The sequence below is a fragment of the Bermanella marisrubri genome (assembly GCF_012295615.1).
GTDB lineage: Bacteria > Pseudomonadota > Gammaproteobacteria > Pseudomonadales > Oceanobacteraceae > Bermanella > Bermanella marisrubri.
This window is the reverse complement of record NZ_CP051183.1, coordinates 2,094,083-2,115,643: the sequence shown is the minus strand read 5'-3', so window position 1 is coordinate 2,115,643 and position 21,561 is coordinate 2,094,083. Positions and strand designations below refer to the sequence as shown.

The window sequence follows — 21,561 nt, the reverse complement described above, 5'->3', positions numbered from 1 at the left end:
TTGGACGAAACAAAATGAAAACGATTTTATTGATTACCACAGGTGGCACTTTAGACAAGGTGTACTTTGATGCGCTGAGCGAATATCAAGTTGGTAATGCAGTAGCGCCCGAAATATTACAGCGCATGAATGTGAACTTCTGCTACGAGCATAAAGAAATCTGTCGTAAAGACAGTCTCGAAATAACAGACCAAGATCGTGCACTGATTAAGCAAGCTATTGATGGTTGCGAACATGATCATGTATTGGTCACCCATGGGACAGATACTATGGTGCAAACGGCGCAGTTTCTGGGTGAACAGCCTGAGAAAACCATTGTGTTCACCGGTGCTATGCAGCCTGCGGCGTTTGCCAATACAGATGCCATTTTCAACATTGGTACCGCCATTGGCGCTTTGAATAGTGCCCCGAAAGGGGTCTATGTGGCGATGAGTGGTCAAGTCTTTTTAGCGAGCAAGGTTTACAAAAATTATGAAACCAAGCGTTTCGAAGACAATGAATAATCATCAATCCGATGAAACAACTATACTTCCTTGAGCGTATCAAACTTAGAGGCGGAGTCATGCCGTTCTTCGCATTGTTGATGTGTTTATTGTCTTTTGCTGGTTGGGCTGAGCCTAGCGAGCCACCGCCTGCCAATGAAATAAAATTGGTCAGTCTATATTGGCCCCCATATTCTGGACCAGACTTGGTGCAGCAGGGTGCCAATATCGCTGTAGCGCGTGCTGCTTTTGCGGCTGTTAATGTGGAACTGAAAGTGAGCTTTTTCCCTTGGGCTAGAACACTAGGTCTGGCGAGAAACCTTGAAAGTGATTTCGCAGGCTATGTTCCAGAGTATTTTGCCGATGATAGGGCAGAAGAATTCTACTTTAGCGATCAAATTGGCTCTGGACCATTGGGGTTCGCCAAGCGTAAAGATATGGATTTTTCTTGGTCAAGCCTAGACGATCTAACGCCCCATCGTATTGGCGTTGTGCGCGGGTATGTGAATACGGAAGAATTTGACCAAGCCGTTAGGGATAACGTTTTTAGAGCGGAGCCCGTTGAAGATGATGCTCGAAATCTAGTAAAGCTTGCCTATCGAAGATTAGATGTTGCGGTGATGGATGAAAACGTCATGCGTTACTTGGCACTAACTGAGGCAGAGCTTGCTGATTATCGTGACCAGTTCGAGATGGCGCGGCCATATTTAGAGGTAAAACCCTTGTATGTCTGCTTTAAAAAGACGGAACAAGGACGTCTTTGGCTTGAGTGGTTTAATGAAGGATTAACGCGCATCAATGTAGAAGCGGTGTTTAAGCAATATCTTCTTGCCAATTTGAATGGTTAATTATTGTTAGTACCATCACTCTATTGTTCAACTTAAGCGTTAAGTCGTTAGACTGCTGTAACCTGATAAAAGATTAAATGCTTACATATCTATTTTTAATCGCTAAGCGTTCTATATATCTCAATTAAGTTTGCTATACGCGAGCCGTTAACCTCTATAGCGGCGCCATCGACCGATGGCGCATATGCTCATACAAGGGGTGCCCAATGCTTTCATTTAATTCATCGTTTTTTAACCAGTCCACGCTGTACTCCCAGACCATTAAGCCGCAAGTTCAGCCCAATGCATACGGCCAAGAAAAAACTGAGCAAGACCAGTTTGCTATGCAGCGTTTGGGTGAAAATCTAAAGAAAAACGCCGATGTGGATTTGGCTTCGGATAAAACGGTCAATGAAGCAACCAAACCGTTCGATGTGGATGTAGTGATTGATACTGTAATGAAGCAAATCGGTAAGCGTATAGATGAGGCCAAATCCGCGGGTGCTAGCGACAAAGAACTAGAAAGCATGTTTGAAGCAGCGCGTTCGGGGGTTGAAAAGGGCTTTGGTCAAGCCCGAGAGCAAATAGAAGCGCTCAGCAAAATGAATGAACCATTAGCTGAAAAAATTGATGCGGCGGAGAACGGAATTTACGAAGGTATCGATCAGCTTAAAGAAAACACTTTTGCGTCCCAAAATGTAAAAGATGCGGTAAAAACGGAGCAGAGTTCTTTTGAGTATGGACGTGTATTTCAGCAAGCTCGCAATGACTTCAATTTCGAATTAACAACACAAGAGGGAGATAAGGTAACCATTAAGGCTAATAGTCAATTTGAGTCTTATGCTGCTTTCATGAAGGCACAAAGTGAAAGCGGACAAACCCAAGTGGCGGGGGTATCGCAAAGTATGAACAGTGGTTATTCATTGTCGGTGGAAGGCGATATTAGCGAAGCAGAAATGGCGGCCATTGAGGATTTGATGTCGCAAGTAAACTCATTAAGTGAAGAGTTTTATGGAGGCGATTTAGACAAAGCCTTCGATATGGCAATGGGTCTAACCAGTGATGCTTCGCAAATCGCTGAGTTCAGCTTAAATCTACGTCAACAGCAAACTCAGGCTGTCGAATACGGCAAAGGAGTATCTGGATACAATCAAGAATCCTTGCCTAAAGGTTTATCTGAACCGTTAGCCGATTTCGCGAATAGTGTTCAACAAGCATTTGATAAAGCTAAATTCTTCCAGAACTCTCAGGAATTACTGGCCGAATTGACAGAAAAAATGCAGCCGAAGCCCGAAGAAAGTAAGACGTCTATGTTGGATTTCATGAAGCCATTGATGGATAAACTGGCGGCCTAATACTTTATTAGGACGCCAATTCAATGAGATCTAGCTCGCTTGCAATAGAGGTTGATGGGTTTCTAATACCTGTTGCAGCATATCTCTAAACCAGGCGTTGGCGCCGTCTTCATTCAGGCTTTCATGCCAATATAAATAGACGTCAATACTGCTGGTTTTAAAAGGTAAACTGCTGCGCTGCAAAGTAGGGAAGTGCTGCAATAAAATGCTGGCGTAACGGCTCGGCATGGTAAGTAGCATACCGTTATCACTGGCTACCTGACAGGCTGCATAATAGTGCTGGCATCGCAGAGCTACATTTCTATTCAACCCTTCGGCGCTCAATGCGTAATCGACTAAGCTAGGTCCGCTGGCTCGTGTACTGACTAAAATATGTTTCGCTCGCAAGTACTCTTCTTCCGTAAAACCTTCTGGTAATTGGCTCAACGCCGGGTTATAGATCACTACTAATTCATCATTAAGCAACTTCTTTTTATAGATCTGTTCAGACGTAGGCAGCAAGACGTCTACTACGAAATCTAATTCTCCACTGGCCAATTTCGATTCCATGTCACGACGTTCGATATGCACACTGGCTAATTGAATGTTAGGAGCAATGTTATCTAAACCCTTTAACACAGGAGGAAGCAAGGTGGCCTCCATTACATCCCGCATGGCAACACGATATGTTTTTTCCGCTTCAGCGGGGTTGAAGTGGTGGCTTTGCTGTAACGCTCCATTTAGTTGACGTAGTGCGGCTTGAATGTCGGGAATTAGTTTTTGTGCCAAAGGTGTGGGACGCATTTTATGGCCTTGCCGCACAAATAATGGATCATCAAGGCGTTCTCGTAGGCGTGATAATGCGTGACTGATAGCGGGTTGGGTCAGGTTTAGTCTTTCTGCCGCTCGGGTCAGGCTACCTTCGAGGTATATGGCCTCGAATACAGTGAAAAGATTTAGATCGATTTTCATGACGTCTACCTACCACTCATGGCTCATGCTATTGGCTTACTTTTACTATTAAACCTGTTTATTGGGAAAAATTCAAAACATTCATTAGATTTATAGTTCTAAGCTGATTATGGTAATTGCTAATTAGAGACACTGATCACACATTGTAAAGGTGCTATATGGATTTCAACCCATCAGAGCAGGGGGCCAAAGTCCTCAAACAAGTTACCGACTTCGTCAATAATGAAATCATTCCTATCGAAAAAGAATATTTTCAAGAATTACGAAGCTTAGACAACTCTTGGGTTGTGTTGCCCATCATTGATGAACTAAAAGCCAAAGCCAAGGCTCAAGGTCTATGGAACCTATTTTTGCCAAAAAGCGAATTTGGTGCAGGCATTAGCAATGCTGATTACGCAATGATGGCAGAGCAAATGGGTCGTAGCTTCATCGCCCCTGAAATTTTCAATTGCAATGCTCCAGATACGGGCAACATGGAAGTCTTGGTTCACTATGGAAACAAAGAGCAGCAAGACAAATGGTTAAAGCCACTGCTGGCTGGAGAGATTCGCAGTGCGTTCTGTATGACAGAACCAGGCGTGGCATCCAGTGATGCGACAAATATGGCAGCGACCGCTGTGGTTGAAGGCGACGAAGTCGTAATCAATGGCCGCAAGTGGTGGAGTACAGGTATAGGACATCCAAATTGCGAAGTTCTGATCTTTATGGGTCTTACTGACCCAGATGCCCCTAAGCACGCTCAACACTCAATGGTTCTCATACCCAAAAATACACCAGGGGTGAAAATCGAGCGTATGTTGCCAGTGTTCGGAGAATATGACGAACCTTATGGTCATGGTGAGGTGAGCTTCACTGACGTGCGCGTACCAAAAGAAAACATTATCGCTGGTCCGGGTAAAGGTTTTGAAATCGCACAAGGCCGTTTAGGACCTGGCCGAGTTCATCACTGCATGCGTGCCATCGGTGCTGCAGAACGCACCTTGGAGTTAATGATTAATCGAGGCATTGAGCGAGAGGCTTTTGGTAAGCCAATTATTAATTTAGGTGGTAATCGTGACATTGTTGCAAATGCTCGTATGGCTATTGAGCAGGCGCGTCTTCTCACATTGAAATGTGCTTGGTTGTTAGATACCAAAGGTGTGATTGGCGCATTGAGTGAGGTATCACAGATTAAAGTAGTTGTTCCTAACATGCTTCAAACCATTGCGGATCAAGCTATTCAGATTCATGGTGGTGGTGGTGTTAGTGACGACTATGATGTTGCCAGTATTTTTGCTTATGCCCGTTGTTTACGCTTAGCGGACGGTCCAGATGAAGTGCATCGCGGTATGGTGGCAAAAATCGAATTAAAAAAATACAGCCAAAAGATAAAGCAGTTAGCAAAATAAAATCTGGCTGACACGATCAACAGGGGTTAACAATGAAACGTATTTTAATCACAGGTGGTGCCAGCGGTTTGGGCAAAGCCTTAGCCGAAAAGTATGCTCAGCAAGGTTTTGGTGTCTGCATTGCCGATATTAATCAAGAAGACGGTGAAGCCTTGGCTGCAGCATTAAGTAGCAAATACAGTAATGACTGTTTTTATCATAGGCTAGATGTGACGAGTGAAGACGAATGGCAGATCATTCAGCAAGCGATTGGCGAGCGCTGGCAAGGTCTCGACATTATTGTCAACAATGCGGGTGTTGCCTCTAGTGGTGATATTGATCAACTACCAATGGCAGACTTTCAATGGACGCTGGACGTCAATGTCATGGGTGTAGCGAAGGGGTGTTACACCTTTGTGCCCATGCTAAAGAAAAGTAAAGGACACGTAGTCAATGTTGCATCTATCGCGGGTTTGATTCATATGTCGAGCATGTCTGCGTACAACACTTCAAAAGCAGCGGTTGTTGCAATGTCCGAAACGCTATTGTCCGAACTTGCTCCATTTGGAGTGGGTGTAAGTGTGGTTTGTCCGGCATTTTTCAAAACCAATTTAACTGACAGCATGCGAGCGACACATGAAGGCGGTATCAAAATCGCTAACAAACTGATGGAGAGGTCTTCTATTCAAGCAGAAGATGTCGCGCGTATGGTTTACCAAGGTGTTAGTAGCAATAAGTTTTACGTAGTCACTCACCCTAAAGAGACTTGGTTGTGGCGTATAAAGCGCTTCATTCCTAGCTTATATTTTGCTTATATGAAGCGCACGGCTAAAAAGTTTCATGCTAAAGCGAATCAGGGGTAACTATGTCTTTAATTGATCAGGCAGGAAATATTCGAGAAGGCGAAGAGCTGGATTCTCAAGTGATTGAATCCTACTTCAAGCAGCATATTGATGGACTTGAAGGTCAGCCTAGCATTACTCAGTTTCCAGGTGGCGCGAGTAACCTAACCTATCAAGTGAATTTCGGTGAGAGAGCACTTATTTTGCGACGCCCCCCATTTGGGCGCATTGCAAAAGGTGCCCATGATATGTTGCGAGAAGCGCGCATTATGCAGGCGCTTAAGCCTGTCTATCCTTACGTGCCAGATATTCTTGCCATTTGTGATGATCATGAGGTACTCGGTTGTGATTTTTACGTGATGGAAAAACTGACCGGGATTATTCCAAGACAAAACATGCCTAAGGAACTGGATTTGTCGCCGGAGAAAACTCGTCAGCTATGTCTAAGTGTTGTCGACAAACTAATTGAACTGCATCAAGTCAGTATTACCGGCACCGAGCTAGAAAAGCTTGGAAAGGGAGATGGCTATGTTGCAAGGCAAATTAACGGCTGGAGCGATCGCTATACAAAAGCCAAAACCGATGACGCGACAGGTTTTGAAGAAGTGATGCAGTGGTTAAAAGCTAATATGCCTGAAGACTGCGGCCAAGTTTTAATTCATAACGATTTCCGTTTTGATAATGTGGTGTTAAACCCAGATAACCCGAACGAAGTGATTGGTGTATTGGATTGGGAAATGGCAACGGTGGGCGATCCTTTGATGGATTTAGGGAACAGCTTAGCCTACTGGGTGCAAGTGGACGACGATGCTCAGTTTCAAATGATGCGCCGCCAGCCGACGCATATACCGGGAATGCTTACCCGTGATGAAGTGGTGGACTACTATCTAGAGAAAACCGGACGTAACGTCGAGAGCTTCGTTTTTTACGAAGTCTATGGCTTGTTCCGTTTAGCGGTAATTATTCAACAAATTTATTATCGTTATTTTCATGGTCAAACCAAAGATAAACGCTTTGCGGGTTTTGTTCATGCAGCGAAATATTTAGAAGCTCGTTGCTTGGCAAAAATTAAGGCTGCTTAATATGGCGGACATTTATTTTGTGCGTCATGGTCAGGCCAGCTTCGGTAAAGTCAATTACGATGCACTGTCGGAGCTAGGACATGATCAAGCACGTATTGCTGGTGAGTATTTGGCAAAAGTGTGTGAGCCAGATGTCGCCTTTCATGGTAGTTTAGTGCGTCAGCAGCAAACGTTTTCGGAGATAGGCAAGAGTTTTCCTGACTTGCGCGCGACTGAGAATAGAGGATTGAACGAGTTTAATCACGAAAATGTATTAGCGGTTCATTACCCAGAGTTTTTGGATCGCGAAGCATTCGCCGCCCACATCGTAAAACAAGATGATCCTAAAAAGTATTTTCATCGTCTTTATCAGCGCTCTGTTAAACAGTGGCTGGCTAATGAAGGCGATTACGAAGAAAGCTTTGATCAATTTAAGCAGCGTGTAACGCAATCGTTGCGGGACATTCAACAGCAAACACCTGCTGGCGGATGTGCTTTGGCGGTCAGTTCAGCAGGCCCCATTGCATTGTGTTTGCAAGATGCTTTAGGCATTTCCATTGAACAAGTTTTCGCTTTAAATGAAGTCATGGCTAATAGTGCGATTACACGAGTTATGTTTAATCAAAGTGGAAAAATCAGCCTGTCTTTTTATAACAATTATCAACATTTAGTCTATGCCGATAGCCAAGTCACCTATCGCTAATGAGAATTAAAGGAGAACAAAATGAGTACAGAATTATTTAATCTTTCAGGAAAAGTCGCACTGGTTACTGGCGCAAGTCGCGGCATCGGCGAAAGCATTGCAAAGCTCCTAGCAGAGCAGGGCGCGCATGTTATTGTTTCAAGTCGTAAGATTGAAGGTTGCCAAGCGGTTGTCGATCAAATAACGGAAGCGGGCTTTAGTGCCGAGGCTATTCCTTGTCACATTGGTGAGCTAGAACAGATCGCATCCTTATTCGCCGAGATCAAAGAGAAACATGGAAAGCTAGATGTACTGGTGAACAATGCAGCAACCAATCCTTTCTTCGGCCACATTTTAGATACCGACTTAATGGCTTATCAAAAAACTGTGGATGTTAATATTCGCGGTTACTTCTTCATGTGTGTAGAAGGTGGTAAATTAATGAAAGCCAATGGTGGTGGTTCAATCATTAATGTGGCTTCTGTCAATGGTGTGATTCCTGGGTCACTGCAGGGTATCTACAGCATCACCAAAGGTTCGGTCATTACCATGACCAAATCCTTCGCCAAAGAGTGTGCGCAATTAGGTATTCGTGTTAACGCACTTTTACCAGGTGCAACCGATACCAAGTTCGCAGCTACTTTGGTTAAAAACCCTCAGATTCTAGAGAAAGCCCTTGAGCATATTCCTATGAATCGTGTTGCGGAGCCTGACGAAATGGCTGGCACCGTTCTTTATTTAGCCAGTGACGCCTCGAGTTATACCACTGGCGCTTGCATCAATGTCGATGGCGGTTATCTCATCGGATAACTCTTTCGCATCCAACTGATACGCATTCCTGCGTTTCAGTTGGAGATTTAAGTGTACCTCTAATCAATCACCTTAATCTCTGTCCTTTATCCTATTCCAATATTATGTCGTGGTATTTTGTGTCTTGAAATAGCACCTTTAACTTGAATACTCATCACTTCAGCTACTATGATGATGTCCAAATAAAAATAACGATGGATGATTCATGAAAAAACTTTTTATCTTGTCTTCGCTTATTATCGTTGCAGTGTATCTATTGGCATGGCCTGTAGAGATTGAACCAGTGGCATGGAAAGCCCCTGATAATCCGGGTTACACAGGTTCTTTTACTAAAAACCAAGCGTTAAGCCAAATCCATAGACTTGAGCTAAATGGCGAAATCGGACCAGAGGATGTGGCAATCGATGCATCCGGTATGCCTGTGTTCGGCGTACTAGGCGGCGACATCATGCGTTTAAATAGCAATGGAGAATACGAGAGTCTGGTAAATACGGGTGGCCGACCTTTGGGTATTGAGTACGATACACAAGGAAATCTCTGGATAGCGGATGCTTATATAGGTTTATTAAAACTTACTCCAGAGGGCAATTTGGAAACGGTTCTGACACACGTGGGTGATAGTCCCATTCGCTACGCGGACGACTTAGATATCACCGCATCTGGTAAAGTTTATTTGTCTGATGCGTCGACAAAATTCCATGCCAAACATTACGGTACTTATGCCGCAAGTCTTCTAGATATAAACGAGCATGGTGGACATGGGCGCGTTATCGAATACGATACTAATACTAAGCAAGCAATGGTCATTCTTGATGGCTTAAATTTCGCAAATGGTGTTGCCGTGAGCCATGACGAAGAGTGGGTGTTGGTGAACGAAACCGCTAAATATCGCGTGCTAAAAATAGGTATTGCTGAGCATAATCGCCAGCATCAACAAGTGGTCATTGATAACCTACCAAGCTTTCCAGACAACATTAATCCAGGTAGCAATAGTTTATATTGGGTAGGGCTCGTAAGCCCACGTAGCGCGCCGTTAGATGCGCTTAGCGAATACCCCTATTTACGTAAAGTAGTGCAGCGATTACCGGCTTTCATGAGACCGAAAGCAAAGCACTATGGTCATTTGATTGCTATTAATGACCAAGGAAAAGTCGTACATGATTTACAAGACCCACTTGGCATGTATGGCCATGTGACTGGCGCTGCAGAAGCGGGTGAAGTACTTTACGTCAGTAGCTTGCATGAAACCGCACTGGGTAAAACGGTTAATTTAAATCAGTCAAAGCAAACGCTTATTGAGCCACAAACGCCTTAGAGTGCCAAAAATAATTGCTACCGTCTTCGCTGGGGGCGGTACAGTTATATCGACTGCGCCCTTTGCTTAGACTTGCCTTGGCTTTAGCTTGAATCACCACAATATCATGTTCGTCTTTACTCGTTTTAGTCTCCACAGGATTGCCAGAAAAGAAGCACTGTACTTGTTTGTGACGAAAGCCGTTGTCTTTCACTTTTAAAATTAATTCTGGAACAGCATCACCGGCACTGCGTACTTGGGCTTTGGGTAACTCTTCAATTAAATGAAAGGCACGGCTATTCAATTTGGTTTTCAGTGTTTTGGTATTGGCATAGATCCCAGAAGCAGGGAAACGTGGTAAAGCCAAATATTCACTGGTTTGATGAATGGGGCCAGATTGTTGGCCGAATGCAATGTAGCCCATTTCCTTCATGAGTGATTTTAACTGCTCGTCAAATTCACCATAAGGGTATGCCATGTATTTTTTGAGAGAGCCAAGGTGATGTTCAAGACTGGCTTGTGCTTGTTCGGTATCTTTACGAATGCGTTCAAGCCATTCTTGGTCGCTCTCACCCTCTAACCGGAAAGCAAGGTGATCATGCTGATAACTATGATTAGCCATCGTAGCACCATACGCTTGCATCTCTTTGAGCTGTCCCCAGCTCAACATATCTGTAAAGCCATCTTCCACCGGTTTCGGTGAAATAAAAATGGTGAAAGGATACTGATATTCTTTTAGCAGGGGGAAACCAGCGGTATAAATTGATTCGTAGGCATCATCAAAAGTGATGACCGCAGTGGGTTTATCAAACGTATTACCTTGCTGTAGCGTTTCGATGACTTGCGGAAGCGGTAAGACCTGAAAACCTTCTTTTTGAATTAGGTTTAAGTGCTGCTCTAATTGTTCTGCGGTTACGCTTGTGATGGGTGGCGTGCTGTTTGAAACATGATGGTATTGCAATATAACAGCATGATCGTATCCGGTTTTGCCGTGAACGACAAATGTGAATGATAGGGTGATTAGTAGTAATAAAAATTTAAACATTCAACCGCCTCATTTATTTTTCTGAGCATAACGCCATCACCGCCGCGATCTGGGTGGTGTTTCATTGCAAGACGACGATATTGCTGTTTAATGGTTTTTCTGTCAATTTCATCCTTCTTAGGATCAAGCTCCAATACTTCAAATGCCCAAGATGCATCATCATTCTGCTGGTAATGCTTGTATTTGATCCAAAATTCATCCAATAGACGGCAGACCTCCACTTCATCTGTTTGATTCAGCCGGTCAATGTCTAAATAAAATAAACGCAACGGGTCATGGCTTTTAACTGCGTTAAATGATTCCCCATTTTTTAGAGAGCCTCTTGGTTTTAATTCGATATGCAGGGGGCTAATATCTATTTCATACTTTTCAGCGTGATGGATTTGTAATCGATAGAGTGCATTAAAAACCAAAAAGTGGCTACGGAAGAGACCTAATGGCTCCTGCAAACAAGAGCGGGGAAATCGGCCTTGGGAGCAAAGGTACATGATGATCTCATACTCTTTACACGGGCTGTTTTTTTGTAAGTATTGCTCTAGCTCTTGGCTTATATCAAAGTTAAACATATATTGGCATTATTATAATGGAGCTAAAATTCAGTGCTGCTAGTAAGGACTTTAATGGATCATATTCTTTTACCCTGGCATGACCCGCAAACTCAAAGGGCTCTAGATAGTGGCGTATTCGACCAAAGCGATGGTTGGGTAGCCATTCAGAGTAATAGTGAAGGAATAAGTTTTAAGCGCATCACTGATCCTAAGCCTAGTCTTTTATGGCGCATATTTAAAGCAATGCGCGTAATTAGTCTTACTGCGACTTTTATGCCTGCACTGGCAACGGTTTTACTGTTAATCCTATTAGATGTGCCTATCAATTGGGGTAATACCATTTCATCGATATTGGCTTTGCTGCTTCTTCAGGTGGCTGTAAACATATTTAATGATGTTGCCGATTACAAAAAATTGATCGATCTTCCCGATTCATTAGGCGGTAGTGGTGTCATACAGCAAGCATGGCTTACATCGCGGCAGATGTCGTACTTGGCATGGTCGTCATTGTTTTTATCAGGTTTGTTTGCGTTGCCCGCGATAATGTATGCTCCTGTACCAGTTTTGATTTGCGCACTTGTCGCTTTCTTTGGGGTGTTGGGATACAGCGGGTGGCCGTTTTATTTTAAGTATAAAGGGCTGGGTGATGTCGTGGTTTGGTTACTTTGTGGTCCGCTTTTGGTCTTCGGCATGAGTAGTGCCGTTAGTGGGGTATTTTGGGAGCCCGTTTTGTTTGTGGGATTTTACTTTGGTTTTGCTGCCACAGCGATATTAAATGCAAATAATATGAATGATATGAAAATTGATTTGGCAAGTGGCGCCACGACTCTTGCGATTAAATTAGGGTTCACCAATGCGAGGTTGCTTCAAATTATTTATTACCTGGGTGTAGTACTATCTAGCTGCGCACTTGCTTGGTTTTTTGGACCTTGGCTATTATTACCGCTAATCGCAACGCCCTTGGTCGCACTCCAGTGTAAAAAGCTATACTCCGTACACACCGGTTGTGATGACTCGCTTAAAGATATTCGTTTTGATGCTGCTAAAACGCATTTATTACTTGGAATCTTGTTGTGCATAGCTATTTCGATAAGTGTTTGGTTATCATAGACGTATGAGCAAAGCCGATTTAATTACCCCAGAAGGGGAGCAAACCTTAAAAGACGAACTCGACTATTTATGGAGGACTGAGCGTCCTAAAGTCACCCAGCAAGTGAAAGACGCTGCAGCCCTCGGCGACCGTTCTGAAAACGCAGAGTACATATATGGTAAGAAACGATTACGTGAAATAGATCGACGTGTTCGGTTTTTGAGCAAGCGTTTAGAAAAATTGACGGTTGTGCGAGACAAGCCAGCTGATCAGACCAAGGTCTTTTTCTCAGCTTGGATTCAGATCGAAAACGAGCAAGGGCAAGTTCATATTTATCGTATAGTTGGTCCTGATGAAATCGATCATCGTCCCGAGTACATCAGCATCAATAGCCCAGTGGCAAAAGCCTTGTTAGGCAAACAAGCAGGCGATGATGTTGCTGTGCAAACACCTAAGGGTTTAAGTGAGCTGTATTTAGACAAGGTAAGTTATTCAAGTTTCTCGGAGGGTTGCTAAGGTCAGAGCAATATCGGCCGATATATGTTCTACAATTAAATAGACTTTGGGAGTCTATTATGTGGAAATGGATTGGCGCTTTTTTACTTTTGTCTGTTTGGGCTGTGGCTAACGATCATGAATCGAGCGTACATCTCAATATGGTCCATCAGCTTGATCCTTTAATTTATGATGTTAAAGGAATGGGGCAATGGCAGAAAGGTTCGCGAAAAGGCCAGATTCGGTTAGTGCTGACCCGCACTGAGAAACAAGATGGAGCGTTCATCCAATGGGTTCGTTGGAATAAAAAAGGCCCTGTTTCTGTAGAGTACACCACTCAAATTGCTGAGCTACAAACGGAAGGTAATTTCAAGGTAACATTTATTCGTAGGGAAGTGCTCAATGAACATGAGCGCCGAATGGTGTTAGGTCTTGAAAACAAACACGATAAGTCCATACAGCGTGCCTACATATGGGTTACTGATATGGGAACTTATCGTTTAGAAATGAAGCGCTAGTTAACGTTTAGAGTGTCGATCAGGTTGTCTGGTCGTAGACGCGGGGGAGCTTCAGCAAAATCCCCCACTCCCTCTATCACTTGCCCATCGCCAAATCCTTGATCGTCTCGTTCACTTGATCGATCGATTTGTAAATTTTCAAAGTCAAACAGTTGTTTATCGGCCATTTGTGATGGTGCAATGTTTTGCATCGAATTAAAAATTTGTTGAATTCGACCAGGATGCTCCTTGTCCCATTGTTCCAGCATGGCTTTAATATTCTGTCGCTGTAGGTTTTCTTGGGAGCCACAAAGGTTGCACGGAATAATTGGAAATTGTTTATATTCTGAGAAGGCCGCAATGTCCGATTCTTTACAATAAGCCATAGGTCGAATGACGATGTTGCGTTTATCGTCAGACAGCAGTTTTGGCGGCATAGCGGCTAGACGAGCACCATAAAACATATTGAGAAACATGGTTTCTACGATGTCGTCACGATGGTGACCCAAAGCGACTTTATTCGCACCGATATCCTCAGCAAAGCCATATAAGGTGCCACGTCTCAAACGTGAACATAAACCGCATGTAGTACGACCTTCGGGTACCTTTTCTTTTACGACAGAGTAGGTATCTCGGTTGACGATGTAGTATTCGATATCCAATGAGTCTAGGTATTCAGGTAGAACATGTTCTGGAAAGCCGGGTTGTTTTTGGTCAAGGTTGACCGCGACTAATTCGAACGAAACTGGGGCGCTTTTCTGCAAATTCTGCAGGATATCAAGCATGGTGTAGCTGTCTTTACCGCCGGATAGGCACACCATGATACGGTCACCGTCTTCGATCATATTGAAGTCTGCAATAGCTCGGCCAACTTCACGGCGCAAGCGTTTTTGCAGTTTATTGAATTCGGTTTTTTGCTTTTTTTCCGCCGGCGACGTTTCTGCATTTAAGGCAGTGGCGCTAGCATCAACAAATTGGACCATGATACGACTCGGTTTAACCTAGAACTAGGGCGCGGATTCTAACGTAAATCCGCGCGGGTTCCTACTCAGGTTTGTAACCCGCTGACAGACCTGGCCCATGGATGTTACGCGGCGCGGCAGTCCGCCTCTAGGAGGGGTTTAACCCGTTCCATGAAGCGTTCAACGCTAGCGTGAGGACGACTGTGAAAGTGGCGGCGCCAAAAGCGCGCTACTGAGTCTAGATCTCTTGCTTTGGGTATATCACTGGTCTTACGTTTATAGATCAACCAAGCAATAGCCGTGGCATAGCGAAGATTAGTCGCCAATTCTTGGTGAGGATTGGCTAGAAACTCATGTTGGCTTGCCAATCCTCGAACTTTACTTGCTAGCTCAGGGTTATTGACGAGATATTTATCCCAAACGTTGCGGTGGCATTTGGCACTTATTTGGTAAACGCCAATGCCTTTATGCTTACTGCCAATAAGGTGAAACCCCAGTTCTGATTCCATGGCAGCAGTAGCCATAAGAAGAAAACGGGCATCTTCGTTATCTTCGCCCAAGTATTTGAGGGTGGGGCGAATCACCAAGTGTATTAGCTCGCTGGGACAGATTCCCATGTCTTCCTTTCCTTTTAATGATTTTGTATCAGCGAGTTAGCATCTACTATCACGCAAAATCTCATGTTTCTGTTTTCTATACTGAACATTAGATGGAAACTGACAAAATGCAAAAAATACTTGCAATTTTATTTTTGCTTATAAAAGAGAGGGTTAGAGAGAAATGCGAGAATTAGTAAGACTAAAGTTGTAGGCACAGACCTATCCTTCACGACAGACCTGTGCAAAATCAGGTAAATAATCAGATGCTATGTTCACAGGACGCTTTAATATCAGGATTGCCGGCAAGCTTATTAAGGCCATGAATGTCCAAGAGTGTGACTTCTTTACCTTCCGTACTAATGAGCTCGCTCTTTTGCATACGGGTAAATATGCGGCTGACAGTTTCTACTGCAAGACCTAAATAGTTACTGATATCCACACGAGACATTGAGAGTCGGAAGGTCTTGGGTGAAAAACCACGGCGCTCGAAACGGCTACTTAGATCCAGTAGAAAATAAGCTAGGCGTTCGTCAGCGGTTTTTTTCGATAATTGCAGCATCATTTGCTGATCCTGACGAATTTCGCCACTCATATTACGCATCATTTGGCGACGTAACCCTGGAATTTCGTCACAAAGGCTGTCTAACTTGTCTAAAGGCAGTTCACAAACAGTCGTGGTTTCCAAGGCTTTTGCTGTCAGCGGGTAGCTTTCTTCGCTATAGCCAGATAGGCCCACGATTTCACTGGCTAGATGAAAGCCTGTGATCTGCTCTTCACCACTGGGCGCAACGGTGTAGCTCTTAATTGCCCCTGTACGAATGGCGTATACCGCTTTGAAATCGTCGCCTTGTTTAAACAGAGTTTCGCCTTTTTGCAGCGGACGACCACGTTTGATGATCTCGTCTAGTGCATCAAGATCTTCGTTATCTAGAGCAATCGGTAGGCAAAGCGAGCTTAGACTGCATGTACTGCAGTGGGGTTTACCAGCACCGCTTTTTGCCAGGGAAATAATGTTTTTATCAACTGCCATAAACAATCCTTCAATCTTGGCACGGTGCATGTTATTAGCACCTATAACCTAAATGTTGGGTAAAACCATTTGCTTAGTCAAGAGCAACAGTGCTTAACTTAGGCTGCAAACATGTGCAGTAAGAAGTTAGATTTGAGTCGACCATGTGGCATAGAGTGTCCACACTCCAAATCCTACCACAAAAGTACCAGACATTAACTTGACCCATGTCTTTGACTTCAACTTTGTAAGCTGTTGAGTTAACAGGGCAAAGCTAAAGAGGGCGGGTAAATTACCTAAGCCAAATACCATCATTAAGCTCGCACTTTTGACTGGATCAGCGGCTACTAAAGCCCAACTCAGAGTACTGTAGACTAAACCACAAGGCAGGAAACCCCAAACCATACCGAGTGGAATGGCTTGCTTTAATGAGTGTGTAGGGATAAGGCCTTTGCTGAGAGGTTGTAGTCGTCGCCAAAGGCCGCTGCCGGCACGCTCGATCCACGCAAGCATTTGAGTTTGTCCTGCTAGATAAAACCCCATCAAGATTAATAAGATCCCAGATATGGTTCGTAAAACTAGGCCGACATTACTGTGGCTTTCACTTAACCACAGTCCAATGATGCCTGCTGCAAAACCTAAAGCGCCATAGGTCAAGATTCTCCCTATATGGTACCCCAGCTGCAGTGTTGGCTTGGGTCCATTCATGGAAAGTGCGCCAACGATGCCGCCGCACATGCCCATACAGTGGACGCTACCCATGAGACCTAAAAGCCAAGCGGTCAGGAATGTAAGGGGTTCATTCATGATTACAAATTATTTGGTTTGAGAGGAATCTTTGTCTTGCTCAGCGCTTTCGGATAGTTCTTTCTCCGATGCGTTTTTGTCCTTTTTATTGGGGCCCTGATCTTCATCAAAGAGAATTCGGTGGGCAGGACTGTCAAGGTCATCAAATTGGCCTTTTTTACTAGCCCAAAAGAATATGCCTGCGGCCACCGCGATGAAAACAAGTGTCACAGGGACCGTTATAAAAATTATTTCCATGCTGACCTCAGAAATTTATAGTTTGGCGAGTGAATTTAATCGCAAAGCGTTGAAAACAACGATAAGTGAACTGGCAGACATACCAATTGCTGCTGCCCATGGCGGTAACAAGCCAGCCGCTGCTAAGGGTAACACACTGGTATTATAGAGCAGAGCCCAGCTTAAATTTTGACGAATTATACGTTTGGCTTTTCGTGCGTGTTGAAGCAATTGTGCAATGGTTTTTAGATTCTGATTCAGCAAAATCACATCAGCGTGTGTTTTAGCTAGATCACTTGCACTACCGACAGCGATTGAAATAGGCGCCCTAGCCAATACGGGGACATCATTAATGCCGTCACCAACCATGATGGAATGATCTTGGTTATTGAGTCCACTTAGATAGTCGAGCTTACCTTGAGGCGAAATACTACCTTGCGCCTTTTGTAGTTTCAGTTCTTTCGCAATCTTTTCCACTTGATAGCTATGATCACCACTTAGCATTTCAGTGATGATGCCTTGTTGATTGAGGCTTGAAACGGCATGCTGACTACCAGGTCGCAATTGATCTGAGAGTACAAAGCGGGCTATTGCTTTGTCGTCAGCAGATAAAAAGATTTGTTGGCGTTGTTCATCCGGATTGAGCTCGGAGTCGATGGCGGCAAAGCCTTGGTGACCAATACGATAAAGTTGACCATTGACCTTGCCTTCAATGCCTTGGCCGACCACCATGTTAATGTCTTCAGCGACATATCGTTTTTCCAGACTTAACGCTTGAAAAGCATTGGCAATAGGATGCTGGCTATGGGACTCAAGAGCTGATGCTATGGCGAGTGCTTCTGTTTGATCAAGCTCAGTTTCAGGAGCAATTGAAACAGATTCAATGGATAATTGACCCAATGTCAGGGTGCCCGTCTTATCGAAAATAATGCGCTTGCTTTGGGTTAAGCTTTCTAAAACATGGCCACGCGTTATTAGCACACCTGCTTTTCGTAAAGCCCCCGTGGCGGCTGTAAGCGCTGTAGGTGTAGCAAGTGATAGAGCACAAGGACAGGTAGCAACCAGAACGGAAAGTGTGATCCAAAACGCACGATCAGTATCAATGAAGTACCAAGCAGTGAAGACAATCGCTGCCAAAATTAAAACCGCGCCTACAAAATATTGCGCTATTACATCGGCCATTATGGCCATACGAGGTTTTTCTGACTCGGCACGATCCAATAGCGACATAACAGTAGAAAGCTGGGTGTTGTCGCCTAAGGCCGTGACTTCAATCTCAATAGGGTTCTCAACGTTTAAGCTGCCTGCAAGTACTTGATCACCGGTGTCTTTATGGATGGGCAAAAACTCGCCCGTCATAATAGATTCATCAACGCTCGAGTGGCCTGTTTGAATAATACCATCGGCGGCAATGGTGGCGCCGGGCAATACACGAATCCGATCACCAATGTTAAGTTGATTTACTGGAATGACAGCTTCTGATTTCTCATCATCGGTAGTGATACGCGTAACCGAACGTGGCAATACATTATTAAGTTGATTGCCGGCTTCCCCGGTACGTAATCGCGCGCGGGTTTCAAAGTAGCGCCCCACTAATAAAAAGAACGTAAACATACAGACGCTATCGAAATAAACTTCTTCACCACCTACAAAAGTAGAATAAATACTGGCTATGAACGCGCCGCCAATGGCAATGGACACGGGGACGTCCATCGTAAGATGTTTTGTTTTAATATCACGAATGAAACCTTTAAAGAATGGCCTAGCGCTGATTAAAATGACGGGGGTCGTAATGGCCATTCCTGCAAAGCGGAAATACAACTCAAACTTTTCTAGAATCCCTGCTAGCTCACCAATGTACAGTGGAACAGCAAACATCATCGCTTGCATGGTTCCAAGGCCTGCCAGTAAAACTCGGCGTAAGGCCCGTTTTTGCTCTTCTTCTAATTGTTGCTGGAAGGTATCGGTTTCAAACGGTTGTGCTTTAAAGCCTAGAGAGTAAATAGTTTCTATAACTTGCCGAAGCGGTGTTTGATTTTGTTCCCATGTAACACTGAGGCGATGCTGGGTGAGGTTGAGGTTTGCTTCTTTTACACCTGGTAATCGTTGCAATTGTTGCTCAATCAACCAAGCGCAAGCAGCACAGGTAATGCCCTCTATCATCAGCTGAATGCGTTGCCCGCTCTCAACCTGTTGTCCTAGTTCTTTCAGGACATCTGGGTTATCGTATAGAGCAAGCTCTTCCGACACGCTTGGTGGCAATTGACCGAGAGTAAACTCAGGTGTTTCATTTAAGTCTGTTCGGTAGGTATAGAAAGATTCGTTACCACTGTCGACAATGGCTTGTGCCACGGCTTGGCAACCAGGGCAGCACATAGGCTGCACTTGGTTGTTTATTTTGACAGATAGATCAATGTTCTTAGGAACGTCTTGACCACAGTGAAAACAATCAGTCATGTATTAGAACTTGAGGGTTTGACCTGCATTTACATGATTCACATGACGCACGCGCCACGCTTGCTGTGGGCTTTCGACGTTGATGTAGTAGCGACCAAATTCGATGGGCTGTTCAGTTAGGCCTACATAGGTTTGACCATCCACTTGTTGCAACACTGCATTTCGGTCTTTTCCCTTAAGGGTAGGGTGGCTAAACGCTACTTGCAGGATGTTTGGCAACGCCAAGCGAGAATTCTCGATGGTCATTCGTACTTCACTATCTTTACTTACCGTCAATGATAGTTTGATATCATTGGCTTCGGCTTTGTTGTCCCATTCTAATTCTTGGTTGTAGGCTAGACCGTCTTTGTAATAGTTGTCTCTTACTAAAGTATCCTTGGTGCTCACGGCCAAATTAATAAAAAAGATGCCCATGATTACACTGCTTGAGGGAATACCAATCAGTAACCAAACATAGGGTTCTCTATACCAAGGGCGCTTCTGTTCTTGCATGCTTAATACTGCCAAATAAGGTCTTGAAGATGGTGCGTATCCTAGCACTATGGCACATAAATGCTAGCCAGTTTTGTCAGGAAACTGGCTAGCTGGATACACAGATTCTTGTCCAATAAGAGGGTGAGTGCTAGCGACTTGCTGGGCCGATGAAACGACTTTCTTGTTCAACGCTCAAACCATCATCTCGTGTCACAATAAAGCGAATATCTGTGCGGGATTTTTCCAGGTCCCAAGGCACTGCTTTTATGCTTAAAGGCACATCGCCAACTTCACCTTCGTCTAATGAGAGTTCGGTTTTGCCATCAAGTTCCGCACCCTCAAGCCCGACCACTGTAATTACGAAGTCATGAGCTTTTTGGTCCATATTCATTACTTTAGCGTTGTAGCTATTTTGCACGCGACCATCACTGGTATTGCTATACAACTGTCCGCGATCACGCATGACATCCAATTCAAGTGGTGTGCGATCATAAACAGCCCAGCCAAATAGGCCAAACATGGCAACGAGCGCAATGGCGTAACCCACTAGTTTGGGTCTGAAAATATGAACTTCTTTGCCCTCTAAAGCGTGTTCGTTTGTATAGCGGATCAAACCCTTGGGATAGTGCATTTTATCCATGATTTCGTCACAGGCGTCGATGCATAGCGCACAGCCAATACACTGATATTGCAAGCCATCACGAATATCAATACCGGTTGGACACACTTGAACGCACATATTGCAGTCGACGCAATCCCCGATATTTGCTTCCACAGGATCGACGCCTTTTTTGCGTGGACCGCGGCCTGAACCACGCTCACCACGACGTTCGTCATAGGAAACGATTAGCGTATCTTGGTCGAACATGACCGACTGGAAGCGGGCATATGGACACATGTGCAAGCAAACTTTCTCACGCAGCCAGCCTGCATTGCCATAAGTCGCCAAGGTAAAGAACAATAACCAAAAGCTCGCCCATTGATTTTCAATACTAAAGGTAATGAGGTCGGGAATGAGTTCACGAATAGGGTAAAAGTAACCGACAAAGGCAATTGCTGTGGCAAGTGCAATGACTAGCCAAATGAAGTGTTTGCTGGCTTTCTTAACAAACTTACTGGTGCTCATGGGCTCTTTATCGAGCTTCATCCGCTTGTTGCGATTACCCTCGATTTTCTCCTCAACCCACATGTATATAAAAGTCCAAGCAGTTTGCGGGCAGGTATAACCGCACCAAATGCGTCCTGCTAACGTGGTAATGGTAAATAAACCGAATGCACAAATAATTAATAGAAACGAAAGTAAGACGAAATCTTGCGGCCAGAAAGTCATGCCCCAAATGTGGAATTGACGAGCGGGTAGGTCAAACCAAACGGCTTGGCGACCACCAATGCTAATCCAAGGAGTAACGAAATAACCGATCATTAATGCCCAAAGTGATAGCGTACGGATCTTGTTGAATAAGCCATTCACCGATCTAACATAAAGCTTGTCGTTATACTTAGCGGAAACCCCTTTGTATTGGCCGTCAATGCTGTGAGGTGTGAGTTCTTGTACAGGTATTTTTTCGCTCATCCTAACCACCTTATGATGCACATTATCGTTTCCGCACATTTATTCTTTTTATATTAGGTGAGGTGATATGTGGTTGTATTCGTTTTACTCAGTGTAATAGATTAGGGCTTTCTAATAA

The 21,561-nt window shown here is 44.2% G+C and carries 23 protein-coding genes; 12 read left to right on the top strand and 11 right to left on the bottom strand.

The window, feature by feature from the left end; translation table 11 throughout:
* Positions 1-14 precede the first annotated feature (14 nt).
* The 3 genes from HF888_RS09845 (at position 15) to HF888_RS09835 (ending at position 2,664) form a co-directional block, all read left to right on the top strand.
* Positions 15-503: an asparaginase domain-containing protein gene (locus HF888_RS09845; RefSeq protein WP_007017153.1), complete on the top strand. Its 489-nt coding sequence runs from the start codon at positions 15-17 to the stop codon at positions 501-503.
* A 59-nt stretch (positions 504-562) separates the two neighbouring features.
* Positions 563-1,330 (top strand): substrate-binding periplasmic protein, encoded by a 768-nt coding sequence (locus tag HF888_RS09840; protein ID WP_007017152.1) that lies wholly within the window; start codon positions 563-565, stop codon positions 1,328-1,330.
* A 206-nt stretch (positions 1,331-1,536) separates the two neighbouring features.
* Entirely contained in the window at positions 1,537-2,664 is a 1,128-nt protein-coding gene (locus HF888_RS09835) for a DUF5610 domain-containing protein (protein WP_007017151.1), read from the top strand.
* Positions 2,665-2,694: 30 nt separating this feature from the next.
* On the opposite strand, the gene HF888_RS09830 is transcribed toward HF888_RS09835, so the two are convergent.
* Positions 2,695-3,615: a LysR family transcriptional regulator gene (locus HF888_RS09830; protein ID WP_007017150.1), complete on the bottom strand. Its 921-nt coding sequence runs from the start codon at positions 3,613-3,615 to the stop codon at positions 2,695-2,697.
* Between the two features lie 158 nt (positions 3,616-3,773).
* On the opposite strand from HF888_RS09830, the gene HF888_RS09825 reads away from it, so the two are divergent.
* From HF888_RS09825 to HF888_RS09800, 6 genes are all read left to right on the top strand, one after another.
* Positions 3,774-5,003 (top strand): acyl-CoA dehydrogenase family protein, encoded by a 1,230-nt coding sequence (locus tag HF888_RS09825; protein ID WP_007017149.1) that lies wholly within the window; start codon positions 3,774-3,776, stop codon positions 5,001-5,003.
* A 32-nt stretch (positions 5,004-5,035) separates the two neighbouring features.
* Positions 5,036-5,845, top strand: coding sequence for an SDR family oxidoreductase (locus HF888_RS09820; RefSeq protein WP_007017148.1), 810 nt, complete (start codon positions 5,036-5,038; stop codon positions 5,843-5,845).
* A gap of 2 nt (positions 5,846-5,847) precedes the next feature.
* Positions 5,848-6,906, top strand: a complete 1,059-nt coding sequence (locus HF888_RS09815; RefSeq protein WP_007017147.1) for a phosphotransferase family protein — start codon at positions 5,848-5,850, stop codon at positions 6,904-6,906.
* Position 6,907: 1 nt separating this feature from the next.
* Positions 6,908-7,588 carry a histidine phosphatase family protein gene (locus HF888_RS09810; RefSeq protein ID WP_007017146.1) on the top strand — a complete coding sequence of 227 codons (681 nt, stop codon included), beginning with the start codon at positions 6,908-6,910 and terminating at the stop codon, positions 7,586-7,588.
* 21 nt (positions 7,589-7,609) lie between these two features.
* Positions 7,610-8,377, top strand: coding sequence for an SDR family oxidoreductase (locus tag HF888_RS09805; protein WP_007017145.1), 768 nt, complete (start codon positions 7,610-7,612; stop codon positions 8,375-8,377).
* Between the two features lie 205 nt (positions 8,378-8,582).
* Positions 8,583-9,692 (top strand): SMP-30/gluconolactonase/LRE family protein, encoded by a 1,110-nt coding sequence (locus HF888_RS09800; RefSeq protein ID WP_007017144.1) that lies wholly within the window; start codon positions 8,583-8,585, stop codon positions 9,690-9,692.
* Here the strand turns inward: HF888_RS09800 and HF888_RS09795 are convergent.
* Complete coding sequence (locus tag HF888_RS09795; RefSeq protein WP_007017143.1) at positions 9,670-10,716, bottom strand: polysaccharide deacetylase family protein; 1,047 nt, start codon at positions 10,714-10,716, stop codon at positions 9,670-9,672. The two genes, HF888_RS09800 and HF888_RS09795, sit on opposite strands and share 23 nt — an antisense overlap.
* On the bottom strand, positions 10,692-11,282 hold the full coding sequence (locus tag HF888_RS09790) for a DNA-J related domain-containing protein (RefSeq protein ID WP_007017142.1): 591 nt from the start codon (positions 11,280-11,282) through the stop codon (positions 10,692-10,694). The genes HF888_RS09795 and HF888_RS09790 overlap by 25 nt, the downstream gene beginning before the upstream one ends.
* A gap of 54 nt (positions 11,283-11,336) precedes the next feature.
* Between HF888_RS09790 and HF888_RS09785 the strand changes: the two genes are divergently transcribed.
* The 3 genes from HF888_RS09785 to HF888_RS09775 are packed head-to-tail and all read left to right on the top strand — an operon-like array spanning position 11,337 to position 13,367.
* Positions 11,337-12,374 (top strand): prenyltransferase, encoded by a 1,038-nt coding sequence (locus HF888_RS09785; protein WP_007017141.1) that lies wholly within the window; start codon positions 11,337-11,339, stop codon positions 12,372-12,374.
* A 4-nt stretch (positions 12,375-12,378) separates the two neighbouring features.
* Positions 12,379-12,870: a transcription elongation factor GreB gene (gene greB, locus HF888_RS09780; RefSeq protein ID WP_007017140.1), complete on the top strand. Its 492-nt coding sequence runs from the start codon at positions 12,379-12,381 to the stop codon at positions 12,868-12,870.
* A 59-nt stretch (positions 12,871-12,929) separates the two neighbouring features.
* Positions 12,930-13,367 (top strand): hypothetical protein, encoded by a 438-nt coding sequence (locus HF888_RS09775; protein ID WP_007017139.1) that lies wholly within the window; start codon positions 12,930-12,932, stop codon positions 13,365-13,367.
* On the opposite strand, the gene ttcA is transcribed toward HF888_RS09775, so the two are convergent.
* The 8 genes from ttcA to ccoG form a co-directional block, all read right to left on the bottom strand.
* On the bottom strand, positions 13,364-14,329 hold the full coding sequence (gene ttcA, locus HF888_RS09770; protein ID WP_007017138.1) for a tRNA 2-thiocytidine(32) synthetase TtcA: 966 nt from the start codon (positions 14,327-14,329) through the stop codon (positions 13,364-13,366). The two genes, HF888_RS09775 and ttcA, sit on opposite strands and share 4 nt — an antisense overlap.
* Before the next feature lie 104 nt (positions 14,330-14,433).
* On the bottom strand, positions 14,434-14,925 hold the full coding sequence (locus HF888_RS09765) for a hypothetical protein (protein WP_007017137.1): 492 nt from the start codon (positions 14,923-14,925) through the stop codon (positions 14,434-14,436).
* A 241-nt stretch (positions 14,926-15,166) separates the two neighbouring features.
* On the bottom strand, positions 15,167-15,937 hold the full coding sequence (gene fnr / locus HF888_RS09760) for a fumarate/nitrate reduction transcriptional regulator Fnr (RefSeq protein ID WP_050758006.1): 771 nt from the start codon (positions 15,935-15,937) through the stop codon (positions 15,167-15,169).
* Positions 15,938-16,063: 126 nt separating this feature from the next.
* Positions 16,064-16,723: a sulfite exporter TauE/SafE family protein gene (locus HF888_RS09755; protein WP_007017135.1), complete on the bottom strand. Its 660-nt coding sequence runs from the start codon at positions 16,721-16,723 to the stop codon at positions 16,064-16,066.
* Between the two features lie 9 nt (positions 16,724-16,732).
* Positions 16,733-16,960, bottom strand: coding sequence for a cbb3-type cytochrome oxidase assembly protein CcoS (gene ccoS, locus HF888_RS09750; protein ID WP_007017134.1), 228 nt, complete (start codon positions 16,958-16,960; stop codon positions 16,733-16,735).
* A 15-nt stretch (positions 16,961-16,975) separates the two neighbouring features.
* Positions 16,976-19,396 carry a heavy metal translocating P-type ATPase gene (locus HF888_RS09745; RefSeq protein ID WP_007017133.1) on the bottom strand — a complete coding sequence of 807 codons (2,421 nt, stop codon included), beginning with the start codon at positions 19,394-19,396 and terminating at the stop codon, positions 16,976-16,978.
* A gap of 3 nt (positions 19,397-19,399) precedes the next feature.
* Positions 19,400-19,903, bottom strand: a complete 504-nt coding sequence (locus HF888_RS09740) for a FixH family protein (protein WP_165837014.1) — start codon at positions 19,901-19,903, stop codon at positions 19,400-19,402.
* 115 nt (positions 19,904-20,018) lie between these two features.
* On the bottom strand, positions 20,019-21,443 hold the full coding sequence (ccoG, locus tag HF888_RS09735; protein ID WP_007017131.1) for a cytochrome c oxidase accessory protein CcoG: 1,425 nt from the start codon (positions 21,441-21,443) through the stop codon (positions 20,019-20,021).
* Between the last annotated feature and the right edge of the window lie 118 nt (positions 21,444-21,561).

Coding starts and splice junctions, on each gene's coding strand:
- HF888_RS09845 (WP_007017153.1), top strand. CDS start 15: ATGAAAACGATTTTATTGATTACCACAGGTGGCACTTTAGACAAGGTG.
- HF888_RS09840 (WP_007017152.1), top strand. CDS start 563: ATGCCGTTCTTCGCATTGTTGATGTGTTTATTGTCTTTTGCTGGTTGG.
- HF888_RS09835 (WP_007017151.1), top strand. CDS start 1,537: ATGCTTTCATTTAATTCATCGTTTTTTAACCAGTCCACGCTGTACTCC.
- HF888_RS09830 (WP_007017150.1), bottom strand. CDS start 3,615: ATGAAAATCGATCTAAATCTTTTCACTGTATTCGAGGCCATATACCTC.
- HF888_RS09825 (WP_007017149.1), top strand. CDS start 3,774: ATGGATTTCAACCCATCAGAGCAGGGGGCCAAAGTCCTCAAACAAGTT.
- HF888_RS09820 (WP_007017148.1), top strand. CDS start 5,036: ATGAAACGTATTTTAATCACAGGTGGTGCCAGCGGTTTGGGCAAAGCC.
- HF888_RS09815 (WP_007017147.1), top strand. CDS start 5,848: ATGTCTTTAATTGATCAGGCAGGAAATATTCGAGAAGGCGAAGAGCTG.
- HF888_RS09810 (WP_007017146.1), top strand. CDS start 6,908: ATGGCGGACATTTATTTTGTGCGTCATGGTCAGGCCAGCTTCGGTAAA.
- HF888_RS09805 (WP_007017145.1), top strand. CDS start 7,610: ATGAGTACAGAATTATTTAATCTTTCAGGAAAAGTCGCACTGGTTACT.
- HF888_RS09800 (WP_007017144.1), top strand. CDS start 8,583: ATGAAAAAACTTTTTATCTTGTCTTCGCTTATTATCGTTGCAGTGTAT.
- HF888_RS09795 (WP_007017143.1), bottom strand. CDS start 10,716: ATGTTTAAATTTTTATTACTACTAATCACCCTATCATTCACATTTGTC.
- HF888_RS09790 (WP_007017142.1), bottom strand. CDS start 11,282: ATGTTTAACTTTGATATAAGCCAAGAGCTAGAGCAATACTTACAAAAA.
- HF888_RS09785 (WP_007017141.1), top strand. CDS start 11,337: ATGGATCATATTCTTTTACCCTGGCATGACCCGCAAACTCAAAGGGCT.
- greB (WP_007017140.1), top strand. CDS start 12,379: ATGAGCAAAGCCGATTTAATTACCCCAGAAGGGGAGCAAACCTTAAAA.
- HF888_RS09775 (WP_007017139.1), top strand. CDS start 12,930: ATGTGGAAATGGATTGGCGCTTTTTTACTTTTGTCTGTTTGGGCTGTG.
- ttcA (WP_007017138.1), bottom strand. CDS start 14,329: ATGGTCCAATTTGTTGATGCTAGCGCCACTGCCTTAAATGCAGAAACG.
- HF888_RS09765 (WP_007017137.1), bottom strand. CDS start 14,925: ATGGGAATCTGTCCCAGCGAGCTAATACACTTGGTGATTCGCCCCACC.
- fnr (WP_050758006.1), bottom strand. CDS start 15,937: ATGGCAGTTGATAAAAACATTATTTCCCTGGCAAAAAGCGGTGCTGGT.
- HF888_RS09755 (WP_007017135.1), bottom strand. CDS start 16,723: ATGAATGAACCCCTTACATTCCTGACCGCTTGGCTTTTAGGTCTCATG.
- ccoS (WP_007017134.1), bottom strand. CDS start 16,960: ATGGAAATAATTTTTATAACGGTCCCTGTGACACTTGTTTTCATCGCG.
- HF888_RS09745 (WP_007017133.1), bottom strand. CDS start 19,396: ATGACTGATTGTTTTCACTGTGGTCAAGACGTTCCTAAGAACATTGAT.
- ccoG (WP_007017131.1), bottom strand. CDS start 21,443: ATGAGCGAAAAAATACCTGTACAAGAACTCACACCTCACAGCATTGAC.